Source organism: Vibrio sp. Vb0349 (genome assembly GCF_033338975.1).
In genome coordinates this window covers 219,907-245,162 of sequence record NZ_JAWOTS010000005.1, presented here as the reverse complement: position 1 = coordinate 245,162, position 25,256 = coordinate 219,907, and the positions used below count along the sequence as shown (strand labels likewise).

23 protein-coding genes are annotated in these 25,256 nt (G+C 46.9%); 14 read left to right on the top strand and 9 right to left on the bottom strand.

The window, feature by feature from the left end:
• Positions 1-128: 128 nt before the first annotated feature.
• Positions 129-1,040, top strand: coding sequence for a LysR family transcriptional regulator (locus R7Q47_RS08895; RefSeq protein ID WP_318088929.1), 912 nt, complete (start codon positions 129-131; stop codon positions 1,038-1,040).
• Here the strand turns inward: R7Q47_RS08895 and R7Q47_RS08890 are convergent.
• Positions 993-1,928, bottom strand: a complete 936-nt coding sequence (locus R7Q47_RS08890; protein WP_042523243.1) for a LysR family transcriptional regulator — start codon at positions 1,926-1,928, stop codon at positions 993-995. The genes R7Q47_RS08895 and R7Q47_RS08890 overlap by 48 nt on opposite strands.
• 199 nt (positions 1,929-2,127) lie before the next feature.
• Here R7Q47_RS08890 and grxB point away from each other — a divergent pair, with 199 nt between their 5' ends.
• Together grxB and R7Q47_RS08880 are read left to right on the top strand one after the other, a co-directional pair.
• Positions 2,128-2,757, top strand: coding sequence for a glutaredoxin 2 (gene grxB, locus R7Q47_RS08885; protein WP_021452472.1), 630 nt, complete (start codon positions 2,128-2,130; stop codon positions 2,755-2,757).
• Positions 2,758-2,767: 10 nt separating this feature from the next.
• Positions 2,768-3,892: an alkene reductase gene (locus tag R7Q47_RS08880; protein WP_318088928.1), complete on the top strand. Its 1,125-nt coding sequence runs from the start codon at positions 2,768-2,770 to the stop codon at positions 3,890-3,892.
• 83 nt (positions 3,893-3,975) lie between these two features.
• Here R7Q47_RS08880 and R7Q47_RS08875 read toward each other — a convergent pair whose 3' ends face one another.
• From R7Q47_RS08875 to R7Q47_RS08865, 3 genes are read right to left on the bottom strand one after another with little or no spacing between them, the layout of a single operon-like run.
• Positions 3,976-5,034, bottom strand: a complete 1,059-nt coding sequence (locus R7Q47_RS08875; protein ID WP_025506853.1) for a zinc-binding dehydrogenase — start codon at positions 5,032-5,034, stop codon at positions 3,976-3,978.
• Between the two features lie 4 nt (positions 5,035-5,038).
• Entirely contained in the window at positions 5,039-5,551 is a 513-nt protein-coding gene (locus tag R7Q47_RS08870; protein WP_154204213.1) for a 2,4'-dihydroxyacetophenone dioxygenase family protein, read from the bottom strand.
• Positions 5,552-5,591: 40 nt separating this feature from the next.
• On the bottom strand, positions 5,592-6,353 hold the full coding sequence (locus R7Q47_RS08865) for an SDR family NAD(P)-dependent oxidoreductase (protein WP_053313809.1): 762 nt from the start codon (positions 6,351-6,353) through the stop codon (positions 5,592-5,594).
• 131 nt (positions 6,354-6,484) lie between these two features.
• On the opposite strand from R7Q47_RS08865, the gene R7Q47_RS08860 reads away from it, so the two are divergent.
• Positions 6,485-7,507, top strand: a complete 1,023-nt coding sequence (locus R7Q47_RS08860; protein ID WP_154204212.1) for a helix-turn-helix transcriptional regulator — start codon at positions 6,485-6,487, stop codon at positions 7,505-7,507.
• 20 nt (positions 7,508-7,527) lie between these two features.
• Here the strand turns inward: R7Q47_RS08860 and R7Q47_RS08855 are convergent, their stop codons facing one another.
• Positions 7,528-8,961 (bottom strand): PLP-dependent aminotransferase family protein, encoded by a 1,434-nt coding sequence (locus tag R7Q47_RS08855; protein WP_137282804.1) that lies wholly within the window; start codon positions 8,959-8,961, stop codon positions 7,528-7,530.
• A gap of 271 nt (positions 8,962-9,232) precedes the next feature.
• Between R7Q47_RS08855 and doeA the strand changes: the two genes are divergently transcribed.
• The 6 genes from doeA (at position 9,233) to R7Q47_RS08825 (ending at position 15,900) form a co-directional block, all read left to right on the top strand.
• Positions 9,233-10,420 (top strand): ectoine hydrolase DoeA, encoded by a 1,188-nt coding sequence (gene doeA / locus R7Q47_RS08850; RefSeq protein ID WP_005373780.1) that lies wholly within the window; start codon positions 9,233-9,235, stop codon positions 10,418-10,420.
• 54 nt (positions 10,421-10,474) lie between these two features.
• Positions 10,475-11,482, top strand: a complete 1,008-nt coding sequence (doeB, locus tag R7Q47_RS08845) for a N(2)-acetyl-L-2,4-diaminobutanoate deacetylase DoeB (protein WP_005373782.1) — start codon at positions 10,475-10,477, stop codon at positions 11,480-11,482.
• 123 nt (positions 11,483-11,605) lie between these two features.
• Positions 11,606-12,085: an Lrp/AsnC family transcriptional regulator gene (locus tag R7Q47_RS08840; RefSeq protein WP_005373784.1), complete on the top strand. Its 480-nt coding sequence runs from the start codon at positions 11,606-11,608 to the stop codon at positions 12,083-12,085.
• A gap of 155 nt (positions 12,086-12,240) precedes the next feature.
• Positions 12,241-13,761, top strand: coding sequence for an NAD-dependent succinate-semialdehyde dehydrogenase (locus R7Q47_RS08835; RefSeq protein WP_256902798.1), 1,521 nt, complete (start codon positions 12,241-12,243; stop codon positions 13,759-13,761).
• A gap of 41 nt (positions 13,762-13,802) precedes the next feature.
• On the top strand, positions 13,803-15,206 hold the full coding sequence (locus R7Q47_RS08830) for an aspartate aminotransferase family protein (RefSeq protein WP_053304591.1): 1,404 nt from the start codon (positions 13,803-13,805) through the stop codon (positions 15,204-15,206).
• 172 nt (positions 15,207-15,378) lie between these two features.
• Positions 15,379-15,900 carry a DUF2058 domain-containing protein gene (locus R7Q47_RS08825; protein ID WP_186585493.1) on the top strand — a complete coding sequence of 174 codons (522 nt, stop codon included), beginning with the start codon at positions 15,379-15,381 and terminating at the stop codon, positions 15,898-15,900.
• 92 nt (positions 15,901-15,992) lie between these two features.
• Here R7Q47_RS08825 and R7Q47_RS08820 read toward each other — a convergent pair whose 3' ends face one another.
• The 3 genes from R7Q47_RS08820 to R7Q47_RS08810 all read right to left on the bottom strand — a co-directional run bounded on the left by R7Q47_RS08820 (position 15,993) and on the right by R7Q47_RS08810 (position 17,966).
• The gene (locus R7Q47_RS08820; RefSeq protein WP_017633575.1) at positions 15,993-16,607 is read right to left on the bottom strand and encodes a LysE family translocator; all 615 of its coding nucleotides are present in this window, start codon (positions 16,605-16,607) and stop codon (positions 15,993-15,995) included.
• Positions 16,608-16,684: 77 nt separating this feature from the next.
• Positions 16,685-17,077, bottom strand: a complete 393-nt coding sequence (locus R7Q47_RS08815) for a ribosome recycling factor family protein (RefSeq protein ID WP_054577722.1) — start codon at positions 17,075-17,077, stop codon at positions 16,685-16,687.
• Between the two features lie 19 nt (positions 17,078-17,096).
• A complete protein-coding gene (locus R7Q47_RS08810) occupies positions 17,097-17,966 on the bottom strand; it encodes a LysR family transcriptional regulator (RefSeq protein ID WP_054702556.1) in 870 nt (289 codons plus the stop codon).
• A gap of 105 nt (positions 17,967-18,071) precedes the next feature.
• Between R7Q47_RS08810 and R7Q47_RS08805 the strand changes: the two genes are divergently transcribed.
• Together R7Q47_RS08805 and ansB are read left to right on the top strand one after the other, a co-directional pair.
• Positions 18,072-19,328, top strand: coding sequence for an adenylosuccinate synthase (locus R7Q47_RS08805; protein WP_005373814.1), 1,257 nt, complete (start codon positions 18,072-18,074; stop codon positions 19,326-19,328).
• 370 nt (positions 19,329-19,698) lie between these two features.
• A complete protein-coding gene (ansB, locus tag R7Q47_RS08800; RefSeq protein WP_318088927.1) occupies positions 19,699-20,763 on the top strand; it encodes an L-asparaginase 2 in 1,065 nt (354 codons plus the stop codon).
• A gap of 76 nt (positions 20,764-20,839) precedes the next feature.
• Here the strand turns inward: ansB and R7Q47_RS08795 are convergent, their stop codons facing one another.
• Positions 20,840-21,676, bottom strand: coding sequence for a pyruvate, water dikinase regulatory protein (locus R7Q47_RS08795; protein ID WP_005373820.1), 837 nt, complete (start codon positions 21,674-21,676; stop codon positions 20,840-20,842).
• Between the two features lie 251 nt (positions 21,677-21,927).
• Here R7Q47_RS08795 and ppsA point away from each other — a divergent pair, with 251 nt between their 5' ends.
• Entirely contained in the window at positions 21,928-24,300 is a 2,373-nt protein-coding gene (gene ppsA / locus R7Q47_RS08790) for a phosphoenolpyruvate synthase (protein ID WP_005373822.1), read from the top strand.
• A gap of 170 nt (positions 24,301-24,470) precedes the next feature.
• Positions 24,471-25,250, top strand: coding sequence for a hypothetical protein (locus R7Q47_RS08785; RefSeq protein WP_005373824.1), 780 nt, complete (start codon positions 24,471-24,473; stop codon positions 25,248-25,250).
• Positions 25,251-25,256 lie beyond the last annotated feature (6 nt).

Here is a 25,256-nt window from a genome sequence, read left to right as displayed (position 1 = left end):
TATACGTCAGACCCCAACAGTGATGTAGATCTATGAAATGCGCATAATTTCAATCAAATGAGATTACAGATTTGTGATTTATAAATGAAATTGTGCAAAATACCCCTCGTTCTTAGAGGGGAAAGAAAATGGACAAATCTCTGCAGCAATTTTTACTGGTTGCACGCTGCCAAAGCATCAGCGCTGCGGCAAGAATGGCAGGGTTAAGCCAGCCAACGGTAACAAGCAATTTAAAGAAGCTGGAAGAGAATCTCGGCGTAACGCTGTTTGAACGCCATCCTAATGGCATGGTGTTGACCGAATACGGACGCATCCTCTATCGCCATAGCAACGCGATGCAGCATGAATACAACCAAATGATGCAAAGCATTGATGAACGGAAACAGTACCAAGTCGGAAAAATTAAAATGGGTACTGGCGATGCGTGGTGGCCGCTATTCGTCAAACAAGCACTCAATGAACATCTGACCAAGCAGCCTTCGGCATCTACGCACGTCGAATTTGGCAATCACTTAGGCTTGATGGATTCATTAATAAACGAACAGATTGAATTCTTCATCGGCCACGAGATTGTCGGCTTGTCGTCTAAATGCGATGTTACGTTTATTCCACTATTTCAAACGGTTGATGCCTATTTTGTTTCCCCAAACCACCCACTGCTAGGGAAAACCGTCACCGAAGAGATGCTGCACGAATACCCTGCTCTTTCGGTCACTTATGACGCTAAGAAATTCGCTCACGTCATCGATAACCCAATCCCGAAACAAAATGAACGCGAAAGGCAGCAACTGGATGACAGACCGACTTACGAAGCGGATTCTCTGCTCGCCAGTATTGATGTACTGAAAGAAAGCGTCGCGGTGATGTCTTATACCCGCCATCTGCAATCGTATTTGGAATCCTTTGGCTTACGATGCTTAACCATGGAAAACGAACCAAACCCTGGCACCGTCGGGATTTATCGCCACCGCCGAGAAACCTCGGAATCGCATCTAGATCTGATTGCGGGCATCACTCAGCGCGCTAAATTGCTCAACTAGAAAGTCCAAAAACAGGCGAACTCTTTTCGGTTGATATTGACGGCTTTGATAAATGACATGCAGATCCGCTTCAGCGCCTTGCGAGAAGGCGCTGAAGTTTTTCATATACCCATCCAAAACCGTTACTAAACGTTGTTGTTTGAGGTCTTGCTGAATATCTAAAATCGATTTCAACGCAATCCCCGCCCCCTCCAACGCCCATTGTCGAATCACTTCACCGTCATCAGAACAGCGCTTTGGCGTGACCGTGATCGTTTGGTGAGACTCTTCATCTTTAAAGTGCCACGTTTTTAATTCTTCATTGCTGCGCACCATGGCTAAGCAGCGATGATCCGCGAGATCTTGTGGGCAGTTTGGGACACCTTGCTTCGACAAATAATCAGGTGACGCGCACAGCACACGTTGACTCGACGCCAGCTTGCGCGAAATGAGATTGCTGTCCGCTAACTCACCGTAACGAATCACTAAATCGAGCCCCGATTCAGCCAAGTTCGATAAATTGTCATTAAGATAAAGATAGGGCGTCACATCCGGATATTGCTCAGAAAAAGCCGACACCATCGGCGAAATAATTTGTTTGCCAATATCTCGTGGAGCTGAAATTTTCAACGTTCCGCGCACTTCCGAAATACCCGTTTGCAGCAAGTTTTCCGTCTCTTTCACGCTATCAATGATGTTCAGACAAGCTTGATGGTACATTGCCCCTGCGTCCGTGAGTGATACGTGGCGTGTGCTTCGGTTGAGCAGCTTTACACCATAGCGTTCTTCTATCGCTTGCAGCCTTGCCGTTACCGTCGCTGGAGATAAACCTAGCTCCCTTCCCGCCGCTGCCAGACCTTGATGTTTAACGATGCTGACAAACAACGTCATATCCGAAAACTTATCCATCTTCGCGCCCTTATTATTTTGAAAAACTGAATAATCAATTCAGATATTACCCAATTATCAAATTAAGTCGAATCCATATACTGACCCTATCGACATTGTTTAGACCCAGAACGTTATGTGACAGGGCAAAGTTAAACGCCGTAACGCTGTACAACGCACAACAACACGCCCTGCCCAGCCAAGAGATAGGAAACAAAAAATGAAACTGTACATTTATGAACATTGCCCCTTTAGCGCCCGCGTCCGTTTTGTTGCAGGCATGCTGAATATTCAGCTCGATGTCATCAACATTGCTTATGACGACGAGAGCACCACCACAAACCTTATCGGCGCAAAACAAGTTCCTCTTTTGATCAAAGACGATGGTGAAGCCATGGCGGAAAGCTTAGACATCATCAACTACTTCCTTGAATTGGCATCTTCCAGCGAAAAAAGCCAACCCTCAACACCGGTTTTAGACTGGCAAAAACAAGCGTTTTTACCGCTACAAAAAGTCGGGTATCCGCGTTGGTCAAACATGACGTTACCGGAATTTGCAACAGAAACCGCTAAACAAGCATGGCGTGCAAAAAAAGAAACCGAAGCGTTAAATTTTGAAGCTTTGATTAACGATACACCTGCGATTGCGAAAGAAGTCGCCGCCTTGATAGAACAAACTAAACCCTTGCTCAACCTAAGTTCAGAAAAGCAAACGTCACTGGTTGATCAAGCCATTATGTTTTCCATTCTACGCGGCTTTTTCAGTGCGCCCGAAGTGCAATGGGATCCAGCCGTACTTCACTGGATGGCAACCGCTCGTAAAGCGACCAACGTGCCTGTACTTATCTAAGGAGCGCAACATGCAACAAAGAACAAATAAGCTGTTTGAACCAGCTCAACTAAAAGCGTTGTCACTACAAAACCGTATTGTCATGGCACCAATGACTCGCGCACGCACCACTCAGCCTGGCAACATCCCGAATGAGATGATGGCAACGTATTATCAACAGCGCGCTTCTGCCGGGCTGATCATTTCCGAAGCCACGCAAATTTCGGACGATTCTCAAGGCTATTCGTTCACCCCTGGCGTTTACACCGATGCGCAAGTGGCGGGCTGGCAAGGTGTGACCCAAGCGGTCAAATCACAAGGCGCAGCGATGTTTTGTCAGCTATGGCATGTGGGCAGAGTGTCTCACCCAACATTCCAAAATGGTGAACAGCCTATCGCGCCATCTGCGCTCGCTCCGGTAGAGACGCAAGTTTGGATTGCAGATGAACAAGGCAACGGCAATATGGTCGATTGTGTTGAGCCACGCGCCATGACACAAGCGGATATCAACCGAGTTGTCGGTGATTTCGCGAACGCAGCCAAACGCGCCATTGAATCGGGTTTTGATGGTGTAGAAATCCACGGCGGGAATGGGTATCTGATCGATCAGTTCTTAAGAACCAACTCAAACCATCGAACAGACAACTACGGCGGTTCACGAGAAAATCGTATCCGTTTTCTTATCGAAGTAGTGGAGGCAGTTATCGCCGCTGTTGGAGCGCATCGAGTTGGAGTGAGACTGGCACCATTCATTACGTTTAAAGATATGGACTGCCCAGATATCGTGCCAACAATCTTGGAAGCATCAAAACAACTGCAGGATCGTGACATCGCCTACTTGCACTTGTCCGAGGCTGATTGGGCCGATGCACCAACGATTCCAGAGACGTTCCGAATCGAACTTAGAAAGCGCTTTCGCAACGCTATCATTGTCGCAGGTCGCTACAATCCTCAACGAGCAAACAAAGTGTTAGAGAAAGGCTACGCGGATCTTGTCGCATTCGGACGACCATTCGTAGCAAACCCAGACTTAGTCTCTCGATTGCAACATCACCATCCGTTGGCAGAACTCGATGGCTCAACGTTGTTTGGCGGAAACGAACGAGGCTACACCGATTACCCTGCTCTGCAACAGGAATGCGCAGAACAGGCCTAACAAAAAAAGCCCCAACCTAGCTGCTACGGTTGGGGCTGTCACCAAACTAAAATTGGTTTTAGCTAGCTTAATCTGGCTAAGAGTTAAATCACTTCTAACGCGCCGCAGCGCCAAGGTTCGATAACGACTTTGATGTGGTCATTTGGCGTCATTAACTGTCTAAACGCATCTTCCACACCATCGATTCCCACTTTGGCGGTAAGCATTTTCTGCCAAGGCAACGTGTGTTCGGCAATCGCTTGTAGGCATTGCTCAAACTCGTGCGGTTGGTAGTAGTAAGAGAATCTCAAATCGAGCTCTTTTACCGTCGCGTACGCGTAGTTAATGATTGCGGGTGTAGTATGGATACCCGAGATGACGATTCGCGCTCGGGCAGGGGCGCGGCGCAGAAAATCGTCAATCAAAGTATGCTTGCCAACACACTCGTAAATGACCAGACGTGAGTTCATCGCGTACTGCTCACCAACGGCGATCTCGTCTTCCTTGGTCGAGTTGATCAATCGATTTGCGCCAAACTCGCTGGCAAGTTGCAGCTTTTCTTCCTGAAGATCGACCGCAAGAATATTGCTGACGCCACGTTGTTTCAGTGCAGCAATCACAGCCAGCCCTATAGGACCGCAACCGACAACCAGCGCGGTTTCTTCCGTTTCGATTTCACTGCGGTTGACCGCGTGCAAACCGACCGCTAGTGGTTCGGTTAATGCCGCCGCCTCAGACGGCATTCCGTCTGGCACAGGTAGCAATAACGCTTCATCAAGCAGAAAGTACTCAGAGTAAGCGCCATAAGTACCCGGAGTAACACCAACGCCCGCGCCATTTTGACTAAGCAACATCGGCACTGAGGTGACTCGGCTACCAACGGGTAGCGTTTGTTGCGTATCGGCGCCGTATTCGACAATTTCCGCGCAGAACTCATGCCCCAACATCACTTGAGCGTGCTCACCGGCTTCATCAGGCATCAACCCGAGCTGGTGGAATACATCAAATACCTCATCCGCGTGTCGAGTAATGTGAAGGTCGGAGCCACAAATACCGCAAGCTAGACTACGAACCAACACTTGTCCCGCTGCGGGTTTGGGGATTTCGACTTGCTTCAGGCGGACACTACCATCCTGCATTACGATACTGTTCATCTGTTGCATGGGGTTACTCCGCTAGCTCATCGCTGAGGCTAGCAATCGCACCCGGTTTGATGTAGCGCGCGGTGAAGCCTTGTGCTTTCGCTGTTGCAATAACAACTTGCTCAATCCAACCCGCATCCATGATGTTGATGAAGTTACCTTCTTCGTCAAAGTTAATGTTGGCACCTTGGATCACCATAAATCCGTCGGCACCGCCTGAGCTTTCAGGGCAGTGGAAGGTATGAATCGAACCACCTGGTTCATATAAGTAGCTGCCAGCGGTTTGGACTTGGTCTGGATACTCGATGTAGTGCCAAGCGCCACTCAGGGTATAGAAATGCACCACACCAGTGTGGTAGTGCTTAGGCAGAGTGATACCCGGTTTGAATTTGGCGCGAACCACCCAAGTCCCGTTTTCTGGATCAAGAAACAACGGGTAAACATCCACACCCGGTAACGCGTCTTCGATGATCGACTCTTCATTAGTATTAAGAGTTAATAGGAAATCTTGATGCTGAATAACTTCTGGTAATGACATAACTTACATCCTCGCTATTGCTGTAATGGGGCGTGCTCGCCTATCCCATGAGTGGGTACTTAAAATTCTCGAAACCGTCAGATGCGCTGATGGTACAACCGTTGATACAGTTGGCTTTCTCGCTGACCAGAAACGCCACCACATCAGCAATCTCTTCTGGTTGTGTGAAGTTTTGACGCATCTGTTCTTTGCGGATGTGGTTCCATAGGCCAATCTCTTCGTATTGCCTTAACATCGGAGTATCAACTCGTCCCGGAGCGACGGCGCAAACACGAATACCCAATGGTGCCAGTTCTAATGCAGCGCATTTGGTCATCATGTCGACCGCTGCTTTGCTGACGTTGTAGGTAAAAGTCATCTCAGACGCCATTTGTGCGTAAACCGACGATGTATTAAGAATTACGCCCGGTGTGCCTTGTGCTTGGAATTGTCGCCCAGCGGCGAGAATGCCGTAGTAGACACCATTTTGGTTGACCTTTGAGATCGGCTCAAAATCGGCAATTGGGTCGTGGTCAAGCAGAGGTTTCGGCGCGCCAATGCCTGCGTTGTTGACCATGATGTCAAGCGAGCCAAACTGTTCGACCGCGCACTTCACCATAGCTTCAACTTGTTGGTAATCGGAGACGTCCGCGACAAAGGTTCCCAACTGCTTTGAGTCAAAACTTGTGTACATTTGCAGTGATTGTTCTGAAATATCGACAGCAAGCACTTTGGCTCCTTGCTCTCTCAGCTTTGCAATGATGGCTTGGCCAATTCCACCAGCCGCCCCAGTCACAATGGCCGTTTTATTGATAAGTTCCATACTGCTTCTCATCCATGCGTTGTTGTTATCAAAATGTAACTTAGATCAACTCACTGGCACTCACTTGACTTTTTGCGAAGTAAATTTGATATATTGCGATTTACAACTTATTAACATTTAAAAATCGAGACATGTATATCGTACGAAGTGGCGCCGCCGATAAATTTGATAGCTTGGTTTCCGAACTAGGGCAGAATCCGGTTGAGATCATGGCTGCCGCCGGGCTGTCTGCGGCGCAATTTCGCGATCCCGATACCTATCTCGCTTATCCAAGGTTGGCTGAATTGCTGGAGGAAGCGGCTGCTCGTTGTCAGCAACCGCTGTTTGGCGTGTTGCTCGCCGAGCGTCAAAACCTACAGAGCTTGGGAGACTTGCCAATGCTGGTTTCCCGGGCGCAAACGGTCGGTGAAGCTTTGGCGCGGGTGAATGATTTTCTCTATCTGCATTCGTCAGGGGTCACTCTCAACATGACGCCACAAGATGATTGGGTACGGTTGTCGCTCAATATTGATGTGCACAGCGAACGAGGTATCGCGCAGTTGATGCAGCTCAGTGTGTCGCATCTGGCGATGTTTATTGCCAGTCTGCTTGATATTGAAGCAAGTCACTTCGCGCTACATTTGACTCAACACGCAACATTGGAAGTAGAAAAAAGCAAGTTTGCCCAGCAGAACAAACTGCGTTTCGGTGATAAGTTTGACGGTATCCTACTTAAAGCGACTCTGCTTAACGCTAAGAACCACCAAGATGAAGACGCACTAGAGCGCCATTTTCAACAGCACCTCAAAGAGCTGCAAACCCGTTACCCAAACAATCTCAGTGACCAAGCGGCAAACATGATTGGTCGTTTGCTATCGACTGGAGAATGCAGCGTGGAGCGTGTCGCCAGAGCATTGGATTTACACCCGAGAATGCTGCAAAGCAAGCTAAAGCAGCAGGGCACGAGTTATCGACAGCTATTGCAGCAAGTGCGTCAGGATTTCGCCGAGCAGCGTTTAAGTGAGAATATTCAGAGTATTACCGATATCGCGTTGCAACTGGGCTATGCAGAAACTGCGGTCTTCAGCCGCCACTTTCGTCGCTGGACGGGAAAATCGCCAAGGCAATGGCGACAAGAAAAAACTCAGTTACAAACGTTTAAGCCCATCAGTTAAAAGCATAAATAACCTATCGTTCAAACCAAAAAGTGTGAGGTGGGAGGGTTGGTATCGAGAATTTCAGCAATCACAGATAACCCGTGTTTGATGTAGCCTCGGTTTGTTTCTGCTCCCAAGCTGATTCGCACGTAAGGCATTGGTTGATTAGTATCGAGAACAAACGGTTTATATCCCGTGATCTGCACCCCTGAACGCTTTGCCGAAGCAACCAGGTCATCGCTATTCCACTGCTCGGGTAGTCTCAACCAAATGTGCTGTCCATTCGGGTGCGAGCTATAAACATGCCCTTCTAAAGCGGCTTTTGCTATTCGCTGTCGCTTAGCAAACTCATTGACTTGAAAGCGAATAAGTCGATTTAACGTACCGTTCTCGATCCACAAATGAGCGACTTCAAATGGTAATGGAGTCGCGGACCAACTCGTTGCCGCTAAACGACCAATCGCGTGCTGCAAAAAATGACGTGGGACCGTCAGATAGCCAGTGCGCATGCCTGGCGCTACAACTTTGGTTAAACTGGTGACATAGAAAGCTTGTTCGGGTAACAATGTGGCAAGGGGTGGGACACGGTTAGGTTCTAGTGCTCCATACACGTCATCTTCAATGACATAGATGTCGTATTTCTGCGCAATATTCGCTATCGCCTCTCGGCGTTCAACATCCATATGCGCACTAGTCGGGTTAGCCATGCTCGGTGTGCAACACAATACCTTGATTGGTTTGTGTTTACATGCCCATTCAAATGCATCCGGCGTTATACCAAACTCATCCATTTCAAGTGGTTGCAACTTAAATCCAAGCATTCTCGAGCGAGAGATCAAGCCATGATCAACCAAGTGACCACAAGCAACTAAATCACCGTGTTCAACAACTGTGCTTAAAGCCAACGTTAAACCATGGCATGCACCATTTGTGAGTAATATTTGATCGGCACCCACATCCAGCCCTTGGCTACTTAGAAATCGTGCTCCTGACTCAATATGATGAGGCTGACCTGTTACCGGCTTTGCTTTACTGATCAAACCACGATTGTTTGTTTGCCCAGCAATCTCCATTAACGCCTGATTAAAAAGCGTAATGTGGCGATCGGTCACCACTGGATGTGCAATCGACATATCAATTTCATCCGGCGTTTCTTTCATCTCTTGTGTCAGCATGAACTCCGTGTCCGTACTTTCATCCACAAAACCTGATTTGACAAAAGTACCATTCCCAACCCAAGACTCGATCGCCCCTTTTTTCTCTGCATAACCATATGCATGGCTCACCGTTTGTACGCTGACGCCAATTTGCTCTGCAAACTCACGATGTGTGGGTAATCGAGTCCCCGGTTTTAGATAACCACTGCGGACACATTCGACAAGATAGTTGCCAATGGAGATGTACTTAGCGGTGCCTGGCCGAATGATCGGGTTCAAAGAAATTGTCATGACACAATATTTTAATTGATTCATTTTTAACGCTCATTGTAACTTCCATTTAACAAATGGCGAACTTTAACTCACAAAACGAGGTGAAATGCACAAAAATAAACCACAATTGTAATGATTGACATGAAATGTATGGGTTAAACAAACATGTTAAACAGCATCGTTTAATCCAAATACAACCCCAGAGGTAAATTGCAATCATTTTTAACGCAGATCTGGCTAGCTGGTAGAAGGTAGAAATACCTCAGCGTCTCCGAAGGCCCATAAGGCGTCGGATTTCTAACAAGGAGAAAATATGAGAGGCGTTGCTTTGCATTTTACACTGGATGAGTTCCAGGATCGGTTAACGAAAGTTCGGCAATCGATGGAAGAAAGAGAATTGGATGTCCTTATCATTCATGACCCTTCTAACATGGCGTGGCTGACAGGCTATGATGGGTGGTCTTTTTACGTGCCACAATGTGTCGTTGTTGGTCCATCTGATGAACCTGTTTGGTTTGGACGCTGCCAAGATGCCAACGGAGCATACAGGACTGCGTATATGTCGGCAGAAAACATTACCTACTATCCAGACCATTATGTAATGAACCCGCCGTTACACCCGATGGATTTCCTGGTCGAAGCCGTACTGGCTCCGCGCCTTTGGGATCGTGGTCGCATCGGCGTAGAAAAAGATAACTATTACTTTAGCGCCACCGCTTACGAATCACTCACTACGCACCTACCGAATGCTCAACTTCTCGATGCAACCGGACTAGTCAACTGGTGCCGCGCCGTTAAATCCGATCAAGAACTGGCATACATGTACCGTGCCGCTCGCATTGTTGAAAATATGCACCGCGTCGCGTTCGACATGATTGAACCAGGATTACCGAAACACCACCTTGTTGCCGAGATTAACCGCCAAGCCGTGCTCGGGCATGAAGACCACTTTGGCGATTACACCGCGATTGTGCCGCTTTTGCCATCAGGCTCTGATGCTTCCGCACCTCACCTGACTTGGGATGACAGACCCTTCAAGAAAGGCGAAGGGACGTTTTTTGAAATTGCAGGGGCGCACCGCCGTTACCATTGTCCACTCTCACGCACTATTTTTCTTGGCGAGCCTGACGACAAGTTCAAACGAGCCGACGAAGCCCTAACTTTAGGACTTGAAGCAGGCCTAAAAGTGGCAAAGCCCGGAAATACCTGCGCCGACATCGCCAATGCACTAAACCAGGTTCTCGATAAAGCGGGATTCTCACGCGAAGGTGCCCGTTGTGGCTATCCAATAGGTTTGAGCTACCCGCCAGATTGGGGGGAACGAACCATGAGTTTGCGAGACACCGATAAAACCATCTTGAGAGAAGGCATGACATTCCATTTTATGCCGGGGCTGTGGTTCAAAGATTGGGGGTTAGAAACAACGGAAAGTATCGTCATTACCCATGATGGAGCAAAAACATTGTGTGACTTTCCACGCCACTTATTTGTTAAACACTAATTTTTCAAACCTTAAGCTCTGTTGAGCCAGGTCTGAGAACTAAAAGGACTTGATATGCAAAAAAGCTCGATCACAGCCACCATAGACTTTGACCGAGAAGGTGTACAGCACGGCTTTTTAACGCTGCCCTATTCACATGACGACTCCGCTTGGGGCAGTATTATGATACCTATCACCGTGATCAAAAATGGTCACGGACCAACCGCACTGCTTACTGGCGGTAATCACGGAGACGAATACGAAGGCATCACCAGCCTGCTAAAATTGACGAACTCGCTTCAGGCAGATCAAATCCAAGGTCGTGTCATTATTGTACCCATGATGAACTTACCTGCGGTACAAAATGCCTCACGTACGTCGTTTATCGATAAAGGGAATTTAAATCGCAGCTTTCCCGGCAACCCCATAGGCACAGTGACCGAGAAAATTGCGGATTATTTTACTCGTTACCTAGTTCCTAAGTGCGATTTTGCGTTAGACATTCACTCAGGTGGTAAAACGTTAGATATCGTGCCGTTCGCCGCTGCCCATCGTCTCGACAATCTCGATCAAGAAGAAGCCTGCATATTAGGTGCAAAACTGTTTGGCGCACCTTACACCATGATCTTGCTCGAAATGGACGCCACCAGCCTGTATGACACTGCCGTGGAGTCTCAGGGAAAAATCTTTGTTACCACCGAACTAAGAGGAGGCGGAACCAGCACTCCAGAAACCATCGCTTATTCCGACCGTGGCATTCGCAACTTCTTACGCTTCTCAGGCAACTTGCCCGGTGACTACGAACAACCAACCCAACCAACTAAGTTATTAGATATGCCTGATGCAAGTTGTTATGTGCAAAGCCAGCACCACGGCATCACAGAATACTTATTTGATCTTGGCGATACCGTCAAAAAGGGCGATGTATTAGTGAGAATCTTCTCGACCGAGCGCACAGGTACCGCCCCCGTTGAGTACAAGTCACAGCGCAATGGTATTTTCGCGGCACGTCGTTTTCCTGCTATGGTGAATATCGGTGACACTATCGCAGTTATAGCCGAAGACTGCGGCGAGATAGGCTGATTGAAAAGCCAACTAAAGAAATCAAAACAAATGGCATACCAGAAGCAAACTGGAAAGCACCTTATAACAGCGACCAGTCATCAGCCTTTATGAAATGATTAGTATTCAACAGGGAGACTCATAATGCGCCTCGATCGCTACGACGTAAAAATTCTACAAATACTTCATGATAATGGTCGTATCACCAAATCTCACCTTGCCGAGGCCATCAACCTATCCGTGAGCCCTTGCTGGGAGCGCGTCAAAAAACTGGAAGAAGCAGGCATCATTGAAGGTTACGGAGCAAAAGTAAATACCGATATTTTGTTCAAACGAACGTCAGTTATGGTTGAAGTTACGCTCAAAGAACACAACGCCCAAGCGTTCAAACGCTTCGAGCAACTGGTTCAACATTCACCAGAAGTCACTGATTGCTATGCCACGGGCGGTGGTGTCGATTACATCCTTAAAATTCAGTCAGAAGATATCGACCAATATCAGCGGCTTATCGACAACTGGTTAGACTCAGATGTGGGCATTGAGCGCTACTTTACTTACATTGTGACAAAAACAATCAAACGTGATGCGGGCACATTCGAAGTAAACCAAAACGCTTTGTTATAAAAGGAAAAATGCGTATCAGGCGTGAACAGAAAAAACACAATATTTTACGGCACTAAAAAGAAAGTTCTGACGTTTTAAACCTCGGTATCAGAAATTATTTCGGTCACTTCTCCATTACAGTTTCATTATGGACAACGATGCTGGGAGAAGGACTCATGGCAGCACTGCACAGCTTACACGCTGAAGAATTAAAAGCCTCACACGACATGATGGCGATAATGAAAGACGTACGTTTGGTGAGAGGTTTAGCGTACGTGAATGGCAAATGGGTAAGTGGTGATCAATTTCATCCGGTGGATAATCCAGCAGATGGCACGGTCATCGGTTACATCACTAAGCTATCTCAGCAACAACTCTATCAAGCGATTGATGAAGCCGACCAAGCCTTTCGTCAATGGCGAAAAATGCAAGCAGAAGAGCGCGCTGAAATTCTCATGCGTTGGCACGACCTGATTCTAGAATCAAAGCAAGACCTTGCTCATTTGATGGTGATGGAGCAAGGAAAAACACTAGGTGATGCTGTAGGTGAGATTGACTACGGCGCATCCTTTGTTCGTTGGTTTGCCGAAGAAGCACGCCGCTGTTATGGCGAAACCATCCCAAGTCATATTCCGAATGCGCAGCTATCAACGGTGCGCGAGCCAATTGGTGTCGCAGCACTGATTACGCCATGGAACTTTCCTAATGCCATGATCACACGCAAAGCCGCTGCCGCACTAGCAATAGGCTGTCCGGTGCTCATTAAGCCTGCCAGTGAAACGCCTTTTTCTGCGTTAGCGTTGGCAGAATTAGCAGACCGAGCTGGCTTTCCATCTGGTGTATTTAACGTGATCACTGGCGATGCGGTGATGGTGTCACAAACCTTGTGTCACTCCGATAAAGTCAAAGCACTCTCGTTCACAGGCTCAACTCGAGTGGGCAAACTATTGCTACGCGACGCGGCACAAACCGTGAAGAAGTGCAGTATGGAGCTCGGTGGTAACGCCCCTTTCATCGTGCTGCCAGATATGGATGTCGAGCAAGCAGCCAAAGCCGCCGTGGATGCGAAGTTTCAAACCGCAGGACAAGACTGCTTGGCCGCAAACCGTATTTTCGTCCCTGACGATAAGTACGAAGCGTTTTTGGAAGCGTTTGCCAAAGAAATGAGCCACATCGTTTTGGGCAATGGCTTAGATGAAAAAACCACCATGGGACCGCTTATTAATCGCACTGCGGTGGATAAAGCGCATGATTTGGTGCGTGACGCGCTCGACAAAGGCGCGCGATTGGTAGCGGGATACCACCAGCCCGTACCAGGCGAAAACTTCTTCGCGCCGACATTGCTAGCCGATGTAACCCCTGAAATGGCGGTGTATCGCGAAGAGAACTTTTGTCCTGTGGCAGGCGTATTGCCTTACCAAGACTTAGATACCGTGATTGAAATGAGCAACGACACTGAGTACGGCTTAGCTGCCTATGTTTATGGTCACGATATTCACCAAATTTGGCACTGCATGCGCGGTTTGGAGTTTGGCATGGTGAGCGTGAACTCCGTTAAAATGACAGGGCACCCTATCCCATTCGGCGGCGTGAAACAGTCTGGTCTTGGACGAGAAGGAAGCCGTCACGGATTTGAAGAATACAGTGAAATCAAATACTGCTGCTTAGGCGCTTTACCAACCGTCAGTGGCAGTTGAGACACGAAATATGGATATCCAATTATTCGAGGAGAAGGATCATGAGTAACAAAACCCAACAACTTTTAGAGATCGATCGTCAGAGAGTATTTCATGCCTCAACCCACCTGAAGCAGTATGCGGCCGGGGAGCTTCCGGGAAGAATTATCTCGAGCGGAAGCGGAATACGCATCACCGATTCAGAAGGCATCGAGCTGATAGACGGCTTTGCCGGGTTGTATTGTGTGAACATTGGCTATGGCAGGACCGAAATGGCCGATGCGATTTATGAGCAAGCCAAAGAACTGGCGTACTACCACACTTACGTCGGCCATACGAACGAAGCGCTCGTGACACTGTCAGATCGCATCATCAAAATGGCGCCTGAAGGCATGAGCAAAGTTTACTACGGCATGTCAGGCAGCGACGCGAACGAAACTCAACTTAAGTTGGTGTGGTATTACAACAATGCTCGTGGTCTACCAGAGAAGAAAAAAATCATTTCGCGTGACCGCGGCTACCATGGTTCAAGTATCGCGTCCGGTTCAATGACAGGTTTGCCGCTGTTCCACGCCCATTTTGATTTACCACTTGAGCGTATCAAACACACCATCGCGCCATATTATTATCGCCGTGAAGACGAGAGTATGTCTGAGCTTGAATTCTCTCAATATTGCGCAGATCAACTCGAAGCGATGATCTTGGAAGAAGGCCCAGAAACGGTAGCAGCAATGATTGCAGAACCAGTGCTCGGTACTGGCGGTATTGTGCCACCACCAGCAGGGTACTGGCAGGCGATTCGCAAAGTACTCGACAAATACGATGTACTCTTGATTGCGGATGAAGTGGTGTGTGGCTTTGGTCGCCTCGGCTCCGATTTTGGCTCACTGCACTACGACATGAAACCAGATCTCATCACGGTAGCGAAAGGATTAACTTCGGCGTATCAACCGCTGTCTGGCGTGATCGTCGGTGAACGAGTTTGGAGTGTGCTAGAAAACGGCACCGACCAATGGGGCGCTATCGGACACGGTTATACCTACTCTGGTCACCCAATGGGAGCGGCAGCCGCGAACTGCAACCTCGATATCATTGAACGTGAAGGCCTGGTGCAAAACGCAGCCGAAGTCGGCGCTTACTTGCAGCAACGTATGGCGGAGACGTTTAACGATCATCCATTGGTCGGTGATACTCGTGGCGTTGGCTTGTTGCATGCGTTGGAGTTTTCTTCAGACAAACTACGCCGAGCACACTTTGATCCAAACTTGAAAGTAGGTCCGCAAATCGCGGCAGCCTGTTTAGAGCAAGGCTTAATCGCTCGCGCTATGCCACATGGTGACATCCTCGGTTTTGCTCCACCGCTTATCGCGAATCGCAACGATATAGACACCATTGTCGACAAAGCGCATCAAGCGGTAAACAAAGTGATGGATAACCTCGTCACATCTAAACAGTGGCAGCCATAACCCACCTAGATTTCAGTAATGCTCGCGGGCTTTGGAGAAGGCCCGCTTTGCACTTTCCATTAAAGAGATAACAAGCCAACCAAACATTTTAGACCCATAGAAAGCACTATTATTTACTACAAGTGGCAATAGTGGGTAAAATGCCCAAAATTGCGCACTAACTGGATAAAACATGGCAAAACTTACCCTTCAAGAACAAATGCTGAAAGCTGGCTTAGTTAATGAAAAGAAACTAAAGAAAGCGAAGAAAGGCTCTAAAAAATCACGCGTTCAAGCACGCGAAGTAAAAGCGGCGGTTGAAGAGAATAAACGCCAACAGTTAGAGCGTGATAAACAATTGAGCGAGCAGCAAAATGCTGAGCGATTAAACAAAGAGATCAAAGCGCAGATCAATCAATTGATTGAGATGAACAAGATCGACTTAAAAGATGGCGACATCAAATACAACTTCACTCACGGTACGCTAGTGAAATCTCTTTATGTAGATTCACTTATCCGCGAGCAGTTGATTAAAGGTATTTTGGCAATCGCAATTGTTGGTGAAAGCTATGTTGTCATTCCACGTGGAGTAGCGAATAAAATTGCTCAACGTGATGAGTCCGTCATCATCGAACAAAAAGAATCTGAATCGGACATTCCAGCAGAAGACGACCCATACGCAGATTTCGTCGTGCCTGACGATTTGATGTGGTAACAATAAATAATCGATGCATCAACGAAAAGAGCCGCTGATGTAACATCAGCGGCTCTTTTTATAGAAAAATAATCTACAGAGATGATGTGTTGTTATTGCTTACTTAGTAGCAAATTCGCCCCTGATGCGGCTAAAAACAACGAACATCCGCGATTGAAACGTTTCGCCATTTTGGGATTTGAAAACCAGTGTCTCAAGTACAAACCAAAGATGGCATAGATTGAAATGGCGACCATTTCTAATATCAAAAACGTCGAGCCAAGGGCAAAAAACTGCTCTTGAACGTTGGCATTGGCATCAACAAATTGCGGCAAGAATGCAGTAAAAATAAGTATCGCTTTCGGGTTGCCAGCAGCAAGCGTAAATTCTTGCTTCGCAAGTCCTGCGTAATTGCGCGAATTGTCCAAGTCAGAGATCGGACTGGACTCTGAACGCCAAAGGTTGAACGCAATCCACAGTAGATACAGCGCCCCTACTAACTTTATTGCCAAAAATAGCATTTCTGACGTATACAAAATCACAGCCAGACCTGATGCAGACAACGCAATCATCGCTGAAAAAGCAGCAATTCTGCCTAAACTGGCCGTAAACGCGGCCCTAAAGCCGTAACAACGCGCATTATTCATTGCCAATAAATTGTTTGGGCCTGGAGCCATATTTAGAGCGAAGCAAGCAGGAATAAAAAGGAGAAGCTGCCAAATATCCATAATAAAATGGTCTTAGTGAGTGATTTTGATCGGTACCCTAACATCTGTTAATAAAGTGAGTAAACCACAAACCGATCTTAAAGCAACTCAGCATCAAATCGTGCCGTGCGAGCTTGAACTAACGTGCAGTTCGTTTCAGCCATCAGCTCCGCTAAGGTGATGTTTGGGTTTTGTCTCACCAAACGTATCAACTTCACGTCCAAAGGTTCCAATTTGTCTTGGTGAGCAAGTAGAGCTTGTTCGATTTTGTTGATCGCAAATCGCATCGTCTCTGCTTCTTCGTTTTTGAGAAGCTCTAAAAACGCTTTTACATCCAAAGCCTCGCCTGAGATTTGCCAGTGACGAGATCGTCTAATTCGCTTAAGATCGCACTGTTTTTCTGCTGCGAGTGTTTTCGCTCGCTTGGCATGGTCGCCCCCAATACGGTGAATCAAGGATGGGAGCGAAATCGTAATCTTCGTTTCTTTCATGGCCTTTTCTTTCATCGCCTTAGCCCTCAACCACCGACACATTCTCGCCAACCCAAGCCAACAACTGTTTTGCCGCTTTGGATAACACCTGATTTTGACGCACGATGTAGCCGAAATCAGTGTTTGGAAAACTTGGCAAAGGCGTAACTTCTCGGGAAAGCTTTAATCTCGGATCGAGCGAGAAATCCGGCACAATAGCAGTCCCAAACCCCGCTTCCGCCCAGTCGATTTGTGCTTCCACACTGCCCACTTCCATCACGCGATGCTTAGGCAGATTTAGTTCAGGTAAAGACGCATCAATCAGCTCTCGGGTTCGAGTATCGTGCCCTAGCAGGATCAGCGTCTGGCTCTCTTTTCGATTGTCTTGCCACTCAAAAATGTTATCGCCAAACGCACACCAGTGAATCTGCGTGAGAGGCGTAAAATGCAGCGGTTGACTCTCTTTTTGTGCGATAACAAAGCCGATATCGGCACGTGCACTTTTCACCAAATCCACCGCTTGAGAAGATGTGGTGTTGAACAATGCCAAGTCGATCCCCGGATATTCACTTTTGAATTGCTGAAATGGTTTGATAAGCAGTAAACGTGAAACAATATCGCTCGCCGCAATAGAAAGCGTCCCCTGCGTAAGATCGTTGATGGCATTGAGATCCGACTGACAAATTTGCAGCTCATTGAGCATCCGCTGCGCCGTAACTAACAAACGCTTCCCCGCTTGCGTCAACTGCACAGGATTTCGCTCAATCAATTTCGTGCGCGTGGCTTGCTCCAACTGCTTGATATGCAAACTTACGTTCGGCTGCGTCATGTGCAGTTCCGTCGCTGTTTTACCAAAGTGTTTTACCTCTGCAAGAGTTACGAAGGTTCGCAGCCAGTTCAAATCTAACATTGCCAATTCCGATATGAGATTCTTATCAAGTTAATGAGTATAATTAATTTCTCTTATTATGGCGAACACCTTAAGATTTTTGCATCTGTTTTTGGAGATTAAATTATGTCGTCTATCGTTGTTGTGGGTGCAAACTGGGGTGATGAAGGCAAAGGCCGCATCGTTGACTTTTTGGCAGAGCAAGCTTCTGCGAGCATTCGTTTCCAAGGTGGTAACAACGCGGGTCACACCGTGGTTAACGATCTAGGTACGTTCAAGCTGCACCAGCTTCCAAGTGGCGTATTCAACCCAGACTGTTTGGCAGTGTTAGGTCCGGGTATGGTTATCAGCCCTGCGTTGCTGTCTCAGGAGATTGCGGAAGTTGAAGAAGCAGGCGTAAAAGTGAATATGTGCATCTCTGATCGCGCAACACTGTGTCTACCTCTACACGCACTAGAAGATACGCTAGAAGAACAGCGTTTAGGCGACAAAGCATACGGTTCAACTCGTCAAGGTATTGCACCTGCGTACGGTGACCGCGTAATGAAGAAAGGCATCCTAGTTGGTTGGTTGAAGCAACCAGAAGTATTGGTTGAACGCCTTCAATTCATGATGGATTGGAAACTGCCGCAACTGCGTGCACTTTACCCGACGTTCGAGTTTGAACAAACCGCTGAAGAACTGGCGAACTGGCTGCTAGAAGTCTCTGCACCTTGGCGCGATTCAATTTGCAACGTAACGCTTCCTCTAAAAGAACTACAAGCGAAAGACAAAACTCTATTGTTCGAAGCGCAGCTTGGTGCGGGTCGTGACCTTGTTTACGGTGAGTACCCTTGGACAACATCTTCTAACGTTGTATCAATGTACGCGGGTATCGGTAGTGGCCTTCCGGCACTTCGTCCTGAACGCGTTATTGCGGTTGCAAAAGCCTTCAGCTCATCAGTGGGTACTGGTACGTTGATCACTGCAATGGAAGAGCAAGACGCTTTCCGCGAACTTGCTGGCGAGTTCGGTGCAACTACGGGTCGTCCACGCGACATGGGCTACTTCGACGCAGTCGCTACGAAGAATGGCGTTGAACTGCAAGCCGCAACTGAAATTGCGCTAACGAAAGTAGACTGTTTGACAGGCCTTAACGATCTAAAAATCTGTGTTGGCTACGAAGGCGACCACAGCGAAAACCCAATCTGGCCTCAAACTGCCTCTCTTGCGCCAATCTACGAGAAGATGGAAAGCTGGAGCGAGGACATCACAGGTTGTCGTAAGTTTGAAGAGCTTCCAGTAGCAGCACAGAAATACGTTCTACGCATTGAGGAACTCATGGGCGTACCAGTAAAAATGGTGTCTGTGGGTCCTGGTCGTGAACAAATGATTATGCGATAAGATGTGAATTAACACATCATTGGCAAGCGGCTTTTATCTGTTCCGGGGTAAAGCCGCTTTTTTTTACACTGTAAACTTTGGAAAATTGCACGGCTAAATTCATGTTTAATAACCTCATCACGAGACTCCTACCTCCGTTATTTATAAATCAATAAATTATAGGACTTAACACGTTGTGCACGTTACTAGCACATCTCACTTGTTAAAGAAGCACGCCAATTAGGTTAACTGGTTGATTTAATATTCTTTAAGTGATTAGTTGATCACGATCTTCATCTGCAATTTGTTGAACTAGTACTCAAAAAATCTAACCCGCTGTTTTTAGGATAGATGAGTTCCCCAACATCCAACCTAACAGCAGGTGATTCCCATGACGAAAAATCTTTTCCGCCTCAGTACGATAACCCTTGGTTTGTGCCTTAGTTCTTTGTCTTTCGCGCAATCCGATCTTCCGAACATTAAAATTCTTGCCACTGGCGGCACCATAGCAGGCGCAGGTCAATCTGCAACCGAGTCAAACTACACAGCAGGTAAAGTCGGCGTTGAATCATTGATTACTGCGGTGCCGAGTATGACCAACATTGCCGATATTTCTGGAGAGCAAGTGGTCAGTATCGGTTCACAAGATATGAATGATGAAGTGTGGCTAAAATTATCGAAAAGAGTTAATGAGCTACTCGCTCAAGATGATGTTGACGGCATCGTCATTACTCATGGTACGGATACGTTAGAGGAAACCGCTTACTTCCTTGATCTGACCGTCAAGAGCAAAAAGCCTGTCGTGATCGTCGGTGCAATGCGTCCTTCCACCGCAATGAGTGCTGATGGACCAGTCAACTTATACAATGCAGTCGTAACAGCCACCGATGAAGATTCAGAAGGACGTGGCGTGCTAGTCGCAATGAATGACACGATTTTCGATGCGCGAGATGTGACAAAAACCAATACAACCTCCGTCAGCACTTTCCAGTCACCCAACTTTGGTGCTATCGGCTACATTCATAATAGCGATGCCAAATATCAACGAAGCCCAGAGCGTAAACATACGACAGAAACCCCATTCGATGTATCAAAGCTTACTAAGTTGCCTAAGGTCGGTATTGTTTATAACTATGCAAATGCCTCCAATTTGCCAGTGAAAGCCTTTGTGGATGCGAAGTTTGACGGCATCGTAAGTGCTGGTGTCGGTAATGGTAACTTGTACCACACTGTGTTTGATGAGCTAGAGAAAGCGAGTAAAGATGGCGTTGTTGTTGTAAGAAGCTCCCGAACGCCTAGCGGCTCAACCACTTTGGATGCTGAAATTGATGACGAAAAATACGGCTTTGTTGCCGCTGGTACATTGAACCCACAAAAAGCACGTATCTTACTGATGCTGTCACTGACTCAGACCAAAAACTATCAAGACATCCAAAAGATGTTCCAATACTATTAATTCTGTCTAAGGTTCATTCGATAGAGGAGGTACACACCTCACCTCCTCTTACACATAGCGACATGAGCGTCTCTTGTTAGCCAAACAAGCGACGCTTCATTCCTGCTTTTTCCAGAATACGCGTAGTAATTTCCTCAACAGACAGAGAGGACGTATTGATATATGGGATCGCCTCTCTTCTAAACAAAGCCTCAACAGTGTCTAGCTCCAGCTTGCACTGCTCTGTGCTAGCGTAATCACTTCCAGACAAACGATTCTCACGGATTTCAGTCAAGCGCTCGGGATCGATCGTCAGCCCAAACAACTTATGACGATGGATCTCAAATTCAGGCAACAAACGCATCATCTTCACATCTTCCGCAATGAACGGATAGTTCACAACACGTAAACCAAATTGCATCGCCATGTACAAGCTAGTCGGCGTTTTTCCGCTGCGCGATACTCCCAGCAGGATAATATCGGCTTGTTCCAACCCTTTTAGCGTGATGCCATCATCATGCGCCAATGTGTATTCAATAGCCGCAATACGGTCAAAATAGGTGTCGGAATCTTTCCCCACGCTGCGAGAACGCTGCAACTTAGGCTTTGGTGCCATCTGAATGTCGTCTTGCACTTTCTGCACAATACTCTCCAAAACATCGTAACTGTATGCCGGCGCTTCAAGCAGCATTTCACGTACTTCTGGAACGACAATTGAGAAAAAGACCAGAGGTTTGACGCCATTGCGCTGGTAGGAAGTTTCAATTTCTTTGACTACGTCAGTAGCTTTGTCCTGGCTTTCAACAAACGGAAAGGTTTTTTCGTTAGGAATGAACGGAAATTGACCGAGAACAACATGCCCTAATGTCTCACATGTTATCGCCGTACCGTCAGAAACATAGAACACATCACGACTTTGGTTATTTATTTGCATTTCTGTTTAATTTTTCAAAATCTTTTGAGTAGGATGGTACACATAATATTAATAAATCAGTTTGGCTTTCAGTTAGGTTCACCACAGCTTTAAAAATTCTTTTGAATTTTTTTCAGCCAGAACGTAATCGTTTGCCTTTGATATCAATCTAAATGAAGCAATGTATGGTCAACGTGTAATAACCGCCAACATGCGTTTGTTTAGATCGATTTAAGTCCCCCTACTAAGCTGCAATGTTTCTGGAGAAAGACATGCAAAAGAACACCCTCTGGTTCAATGGCCTATCCATGGATGATGTCGACAAAGTCGGCGGTAAGAATGCTTCACTTGGCGAAATGGTTTCTAACCTAGCAAACGCAGGCGTTTCTGTACCAAATGGTTTTGCGACAACCTCATACGCGTTTAACCAATTCCTTGACCACGAAGGTTTGGATGAGCGTATTCACCAATTACTCGATGAACTAGACGTTGAAGATGTAGAAGCTCTGCGTAAGACAGGTGCAAACATTCGTCAATGGGTATTAGAGGCCCCTTTCCCTGCGGACCTTGAACAAGAAATTCGTGAAAACTACCAAGAACTGATCGAAGGCAATCCTGAGCTTTCAGTCGCAGTTCGTTCATCTGCTACGGCAGAAGACCTACCTGATGCTTCTTTTGCTGGTCAGCAAGAAACGTTTTTGAACGTGAAAGGCATCGACGCAGTACTAGAAGCAACTAAGCACGTTTACGCTTCTCTATTTAACGACCGTGCGATTTCTTACCGCGTTCACCAAGGGTTCGACCACCGTGGCATCTCGCTATCTGCGGGTATCCAACGAATGGTGCGTTCAGATAAAGCCTCGTCGGGTGTTATGTTTACACTAGACACTGAATCGGGTTTCGACCAAGTTGTCTTCATCACCTCTTCATGGGGTCTAGGCGAGATGGTCGTTCAAGGTGCAGTAAACCCTGACGAGTTCTACGTTCACAAGCCAATGCTTGAAGCAGGCGAACACCCAATCGTTAAGAAAACATTTGGTTCTAAGTTGATCAAAATGATCTACTCAGATAACCAAGAAATCGGCAAACAAGTTGACATCGTTGATACTTCTGATGAAGAGCGCAACACGTTCTCATTGAACGACGACGAGATTAAAGAGCTCGCAAAACAAGCAATGATCATCGAAAAGCACTATCAGCGTCCAATGGACATTGAATGGGCAAAAGATGGCATTGATGGCAAGCTGTACATTGTTCAAGCGCGTCCTGAAACCGTATGTTCACAAACGGAACAAAACGTGATTGAGCGCTACGAGCTACAAAACAAAGCGGATGTTTTAGTTGAAGGTCGTGCAATCGGTCAGCGCATCGGTAAAGGCGTGGTTCGCTTGGTTGACTCTCTGGACCAAATGTCTTTAGTCCAAGAAGGTGACGTGCTAGTTACAGACATGACTGACCCAGATTGGGAACCAGTGATGAAAAAAGCATCTGCAATCGTAACCAACCGTGGTGGCCGTACTTGTCACGCTGCCATCATCGCTCGTGAGCTTGGTATTCCTGCAATCGTTGGCTGTGGCGATGCGACAAGCAAGTTAACCGATGGTGCAACCGTGACAGTATCTTGTTCTGAAGGTGAAACGGGCTACGTTTACCAAGGTGAACTTGAATTTGATGTAAAACGCTCTTCTGTTGATGAACTGCCACTGCTACCAACAAAAGTGATGATGAACGTGGGTAACCCTGATCGCGCGTTTGACTTCGCACAAATTCCAAATGAAGGTGTTGGTCTTGCTCGTCTTGAATTCATCATCAATAAGATGATTGGTATCCACCCGAAAGCATTACTTAACTTTGATGCACAAAGCGATGAGCTAAAAGCAGAAATCACTCAGCGTATTCGTGGTTACAAAGATCCTATCGATTTCTACGTAAGCAAGCTGACAGAAGGTATCGCAACCATTGCTGCGGCATTTTGGCCGAAACGTGTTATTGTTCGTATGTCTGACTTTAAGTCTAATGAATACAGCAACTTGGTTGGCGGTAAAGCATACGAACCGCATGAAGAAAACCCAATGCTTGGCTTCCGTGGCGCGTCTCGTTACATTTCTCCAGTGTTTGAAGACTGCTTCGAGCTAGAAACTCAAGCAATCAAACGCGTTCGTAACGAAATGGGTCTGAAAAACGTTGAAATCATGATCCCATTTGTTCGTACACCAAGCGAAGCAGCATCAGTGATTGATTTGCTAGCGAAGTTTGATCTGCGCCGTGGCGATCAGGGTCTTAAAGTCATCATGATGTGCGAACTGCCATCCAACGCGGTCCTTGCCGATGAGTTCTTGAAGTACTTTGATGGCTTCTCGATTGGCTCAAACGACATGACTCAGCTAACGCTTGGTCTTGACCGTGACTCTGGCGATGTCGCACATCTATTTGATGAGCGCAACCCAGCGGTTAAGGTGATGCTTCAGATGGCGATTGACGCGGCAACAAAAGCAGGCAAATACGTTGGTATTTGTGGTCAAGGCCCATCAGACCACGACGACCTAGCGGAATGGCTAATGGATCAAGGTATTAGCTCTGTATCACTAAACCCAGATACGGTTATCGATACTTGGTTAAAACTAGGTAAAGTTAGCAGCAAGTAACACACGATAAACTCTAGCCCTCACACTCCCCTTGTGAGGGCTTTGTTATTCACACGTCATTTCACAATCAGTTCGTGATTCCTCTCTCAAGTTCGTCATTTAGTCAATTTCATTATCAAAGTCTGATGACCTAAAATGAATGGTATATCGATAACTCCAGAGAGAATTTGATGAAAAAGCCTATCGCACTCCTTACTACATTGATGCTCCTGGCATCCCCTGCTTATGCCGATTGGGATGAAATTTCCAATAAAATGTCTGAGCTTGGCGACGCAGTTTCTGATACTGCCCAAGATGCTTGGGACGACACCAAAGCGTTTTCAAAACAAGCGTGGCAAGATTTCACGAATTGGTCCGAGGAAGCGATCAATACCGCAGGCGAATGGACAGAAGCCAGCATCGAGAAAAGCAAAGAATGGATAGATGCTGCCGACAAAAAAATTGATGAGCTGATGGAAGGCGATACGCCAGAAGAAGCTCGCCAAGCCGTGGACTTAATGGCAGATAGCGCTTTGCTCAAGTTATTTAATGAAAAGCCGGAGGCAAAAGCTATTTACGACAACGCGTACGGCTACGCGGTCTTTGATTCTCGTAAATTATCTTTGCTGTTTCACACCAACTCAGGGTCAGGAGTCGCAGTGAATAAGGAAACAGAAGAACGCACTTATATGAATATGTTTGGTTTGGGCGTTGCACTTGGGGCTGGCGGCAAATTTTACCAACAAGTGGTTCTGTTTGAGAGCAAAGAAGACTTTGATACGTTCGTCAACGAAGGATGGGAGGCCACAAGTGAAGCCTCTGCTGTTGCGGGCGAAGATTCAGAGCAACTTTCAAAACAATTTAACAGCGGCGTCGCCGTCTATCAGTTGAACGCTAAAGGTTTGCTCATCGATGCTAACGTGTCTGGTTCTAAATATTGGGTTAACGAAGAGCTCACTAACTCGCAGTAATGCATA

Bases quoted from the DNA above. Each gene is read 5' to 3' on its own strand.
- R7Q47_RS08895 (WP_318088929.1), top strand. From the start codon at position 129: ATGGACAAATCTCTGCAGCAATTTTTACTGGTTGCACGCTGCCAAAGC.
- R7Q47_RS08890 (WP_042523243.1), bottom strand. From the start codon at position 1,928: ATGGATAAGTTTTCGGATATGACGTTGTTTGTCAGCATCGTTAAACAT.
- grxB (WP_021452472.1), top strand. From the start codon at position 2,128: ATGAAACTGTACATTTATGAACATTGCCCCTTTAGCGCCCGCGTCCGT.
- R7Q47_RS08880 (WP_318088928.1), top strand. From the start codon at position 2,768: ATGCAACAAAGAACAAATAAGCTGTTTGAACCAGCTCAACTAAAAGCG.
- R7Q47_RS08875 (WP_025506853.1), bottom strand. From the start codon at position 5,034: ATGCAACAGATGAACAGTATCGTAATGCAGGATGGTAGTGTCCGCCTG.
- R7Q47_RS08870 (WP_154204213.1), bottom strand. From the start codon at position 5,551: ATGTCATTACCAGAAGTTATTCAGCATCAAGATTTCCTATTAACTCTT.
- R7Q47_RS08865 (WP_053313809.1), bottom strand. From the start codon at position 6,353: ATGGAACTTATCAATAAAACGGCCATTGTGACTGGGGCGGCTGGTGGA.
- R7Q47_RS08860 (WP_154204212.1), top strand. From the start codon at position 6,485: ATGTATATCGTACGAAGTGGCGCCGCCGATAAATTTGATAGCTTGGTT.
- R7Q47_RS08855 (WP_137282804.1), bottom strand. From the start codon at position 8,961: ATGAATCAATTAAAATATTGTGTCATGACAATTTCTTTGAACCCGATC.
- doeA (WP_005373780.1), top strand. From the start codon at position 9,233: ATGAGAGGCGTTGCTTTGCATTTTACACTGGATGAGTTCCAGGATCGG.
- doeB (WP_005373782.1), top strand. From the start codon at position 10,475: ATGCAAAAAAGCTCGATCACAGCCACCATAGACTTTGACCGAGAAGGT.
- R7Q47_RS08840 (WP_005373784.1), top strand. From the start codon at position 11,606: ATGCGCCTCGATCGCTACGACGTAAAAATTCTACAAATACTTCATGAT.
- R7Q47_RS08835 (WP_256902798.1), top strand. From the start codon at position 12,241: ATGGCAGCACTGCACAGCTTACACGCTGAAGAATTAAAAGCCTCACAC.
- R7Q47_RS08830 (WP_053304591.1), top strand. From the start codon at position 13,803: ATGAGTAACAAAACCCAACAACTTTTAGAGATCGATCGTCAGAGAGTA.
- R7Q47_RS08825 (WP_186585493.1), top strand. From the start codon at position 15,379: ATGGCAAAACTTACCCTTCAAGAACAAATGCTGAAAGCTGGCTTAGTT.
- R7Q47_RS08820 (WP_017633575.1), bottom strand. From the start codon at position 16,607: ATGGATATTTGGCAGCTTCTCCTTTTTATTCCTGCTTGCTTCGCTCTA.
- R7Q47_RS08815 (WP_054577722.1), bottom strand. From the start codon at position 17,077: ATGAAAGAAACGAAGATTACGATTTCGCTCCCATCCTTGATTCACCGT.
- R7Q47_RS08810 (WP_054702556.1), bottom strand. From the start codon at position 17,966: ATGTTAGATTTGAACTGGCTGCGAACCTTCGTAACTCTTGCAGAGGTA.
- R7Q47_RS08805 (WP_005373814.1), top strand. From the start codon at position 18,072: ATGTCGTCTATCGTTGTTGTGGGTGCAAACTGGGGTGATGAAGGCAAA.
- ansB (WP_318088927.1), top strand. From the start codon at position 19,699: ATGACGAAAAATCTTTTCCGCCTCAGTACGATAACCCTTGGTTTGTGC.
- R7Q47_RS08795 (WP_005373820.1), bottom strand. From the start codon at position 21,676: ATGCAAATAAATAACCAAAGTCGTGATGTGTTCTATGTTTCTGACGGT.
- ppsA (WP_005373822.1), top strand. From the start codon at position 21,928: ATGCAAAAGAACACCCTCTGGTTCAATGGCCTATCCATGGATGATGTC.
- R7Q47_RS08785 (WP_005373824.1), top strand. From the start codon at position 24,471: ATGAAAAAGCCTATCGCACTCCTTACTACATTGATGCTCCTGGCATCC.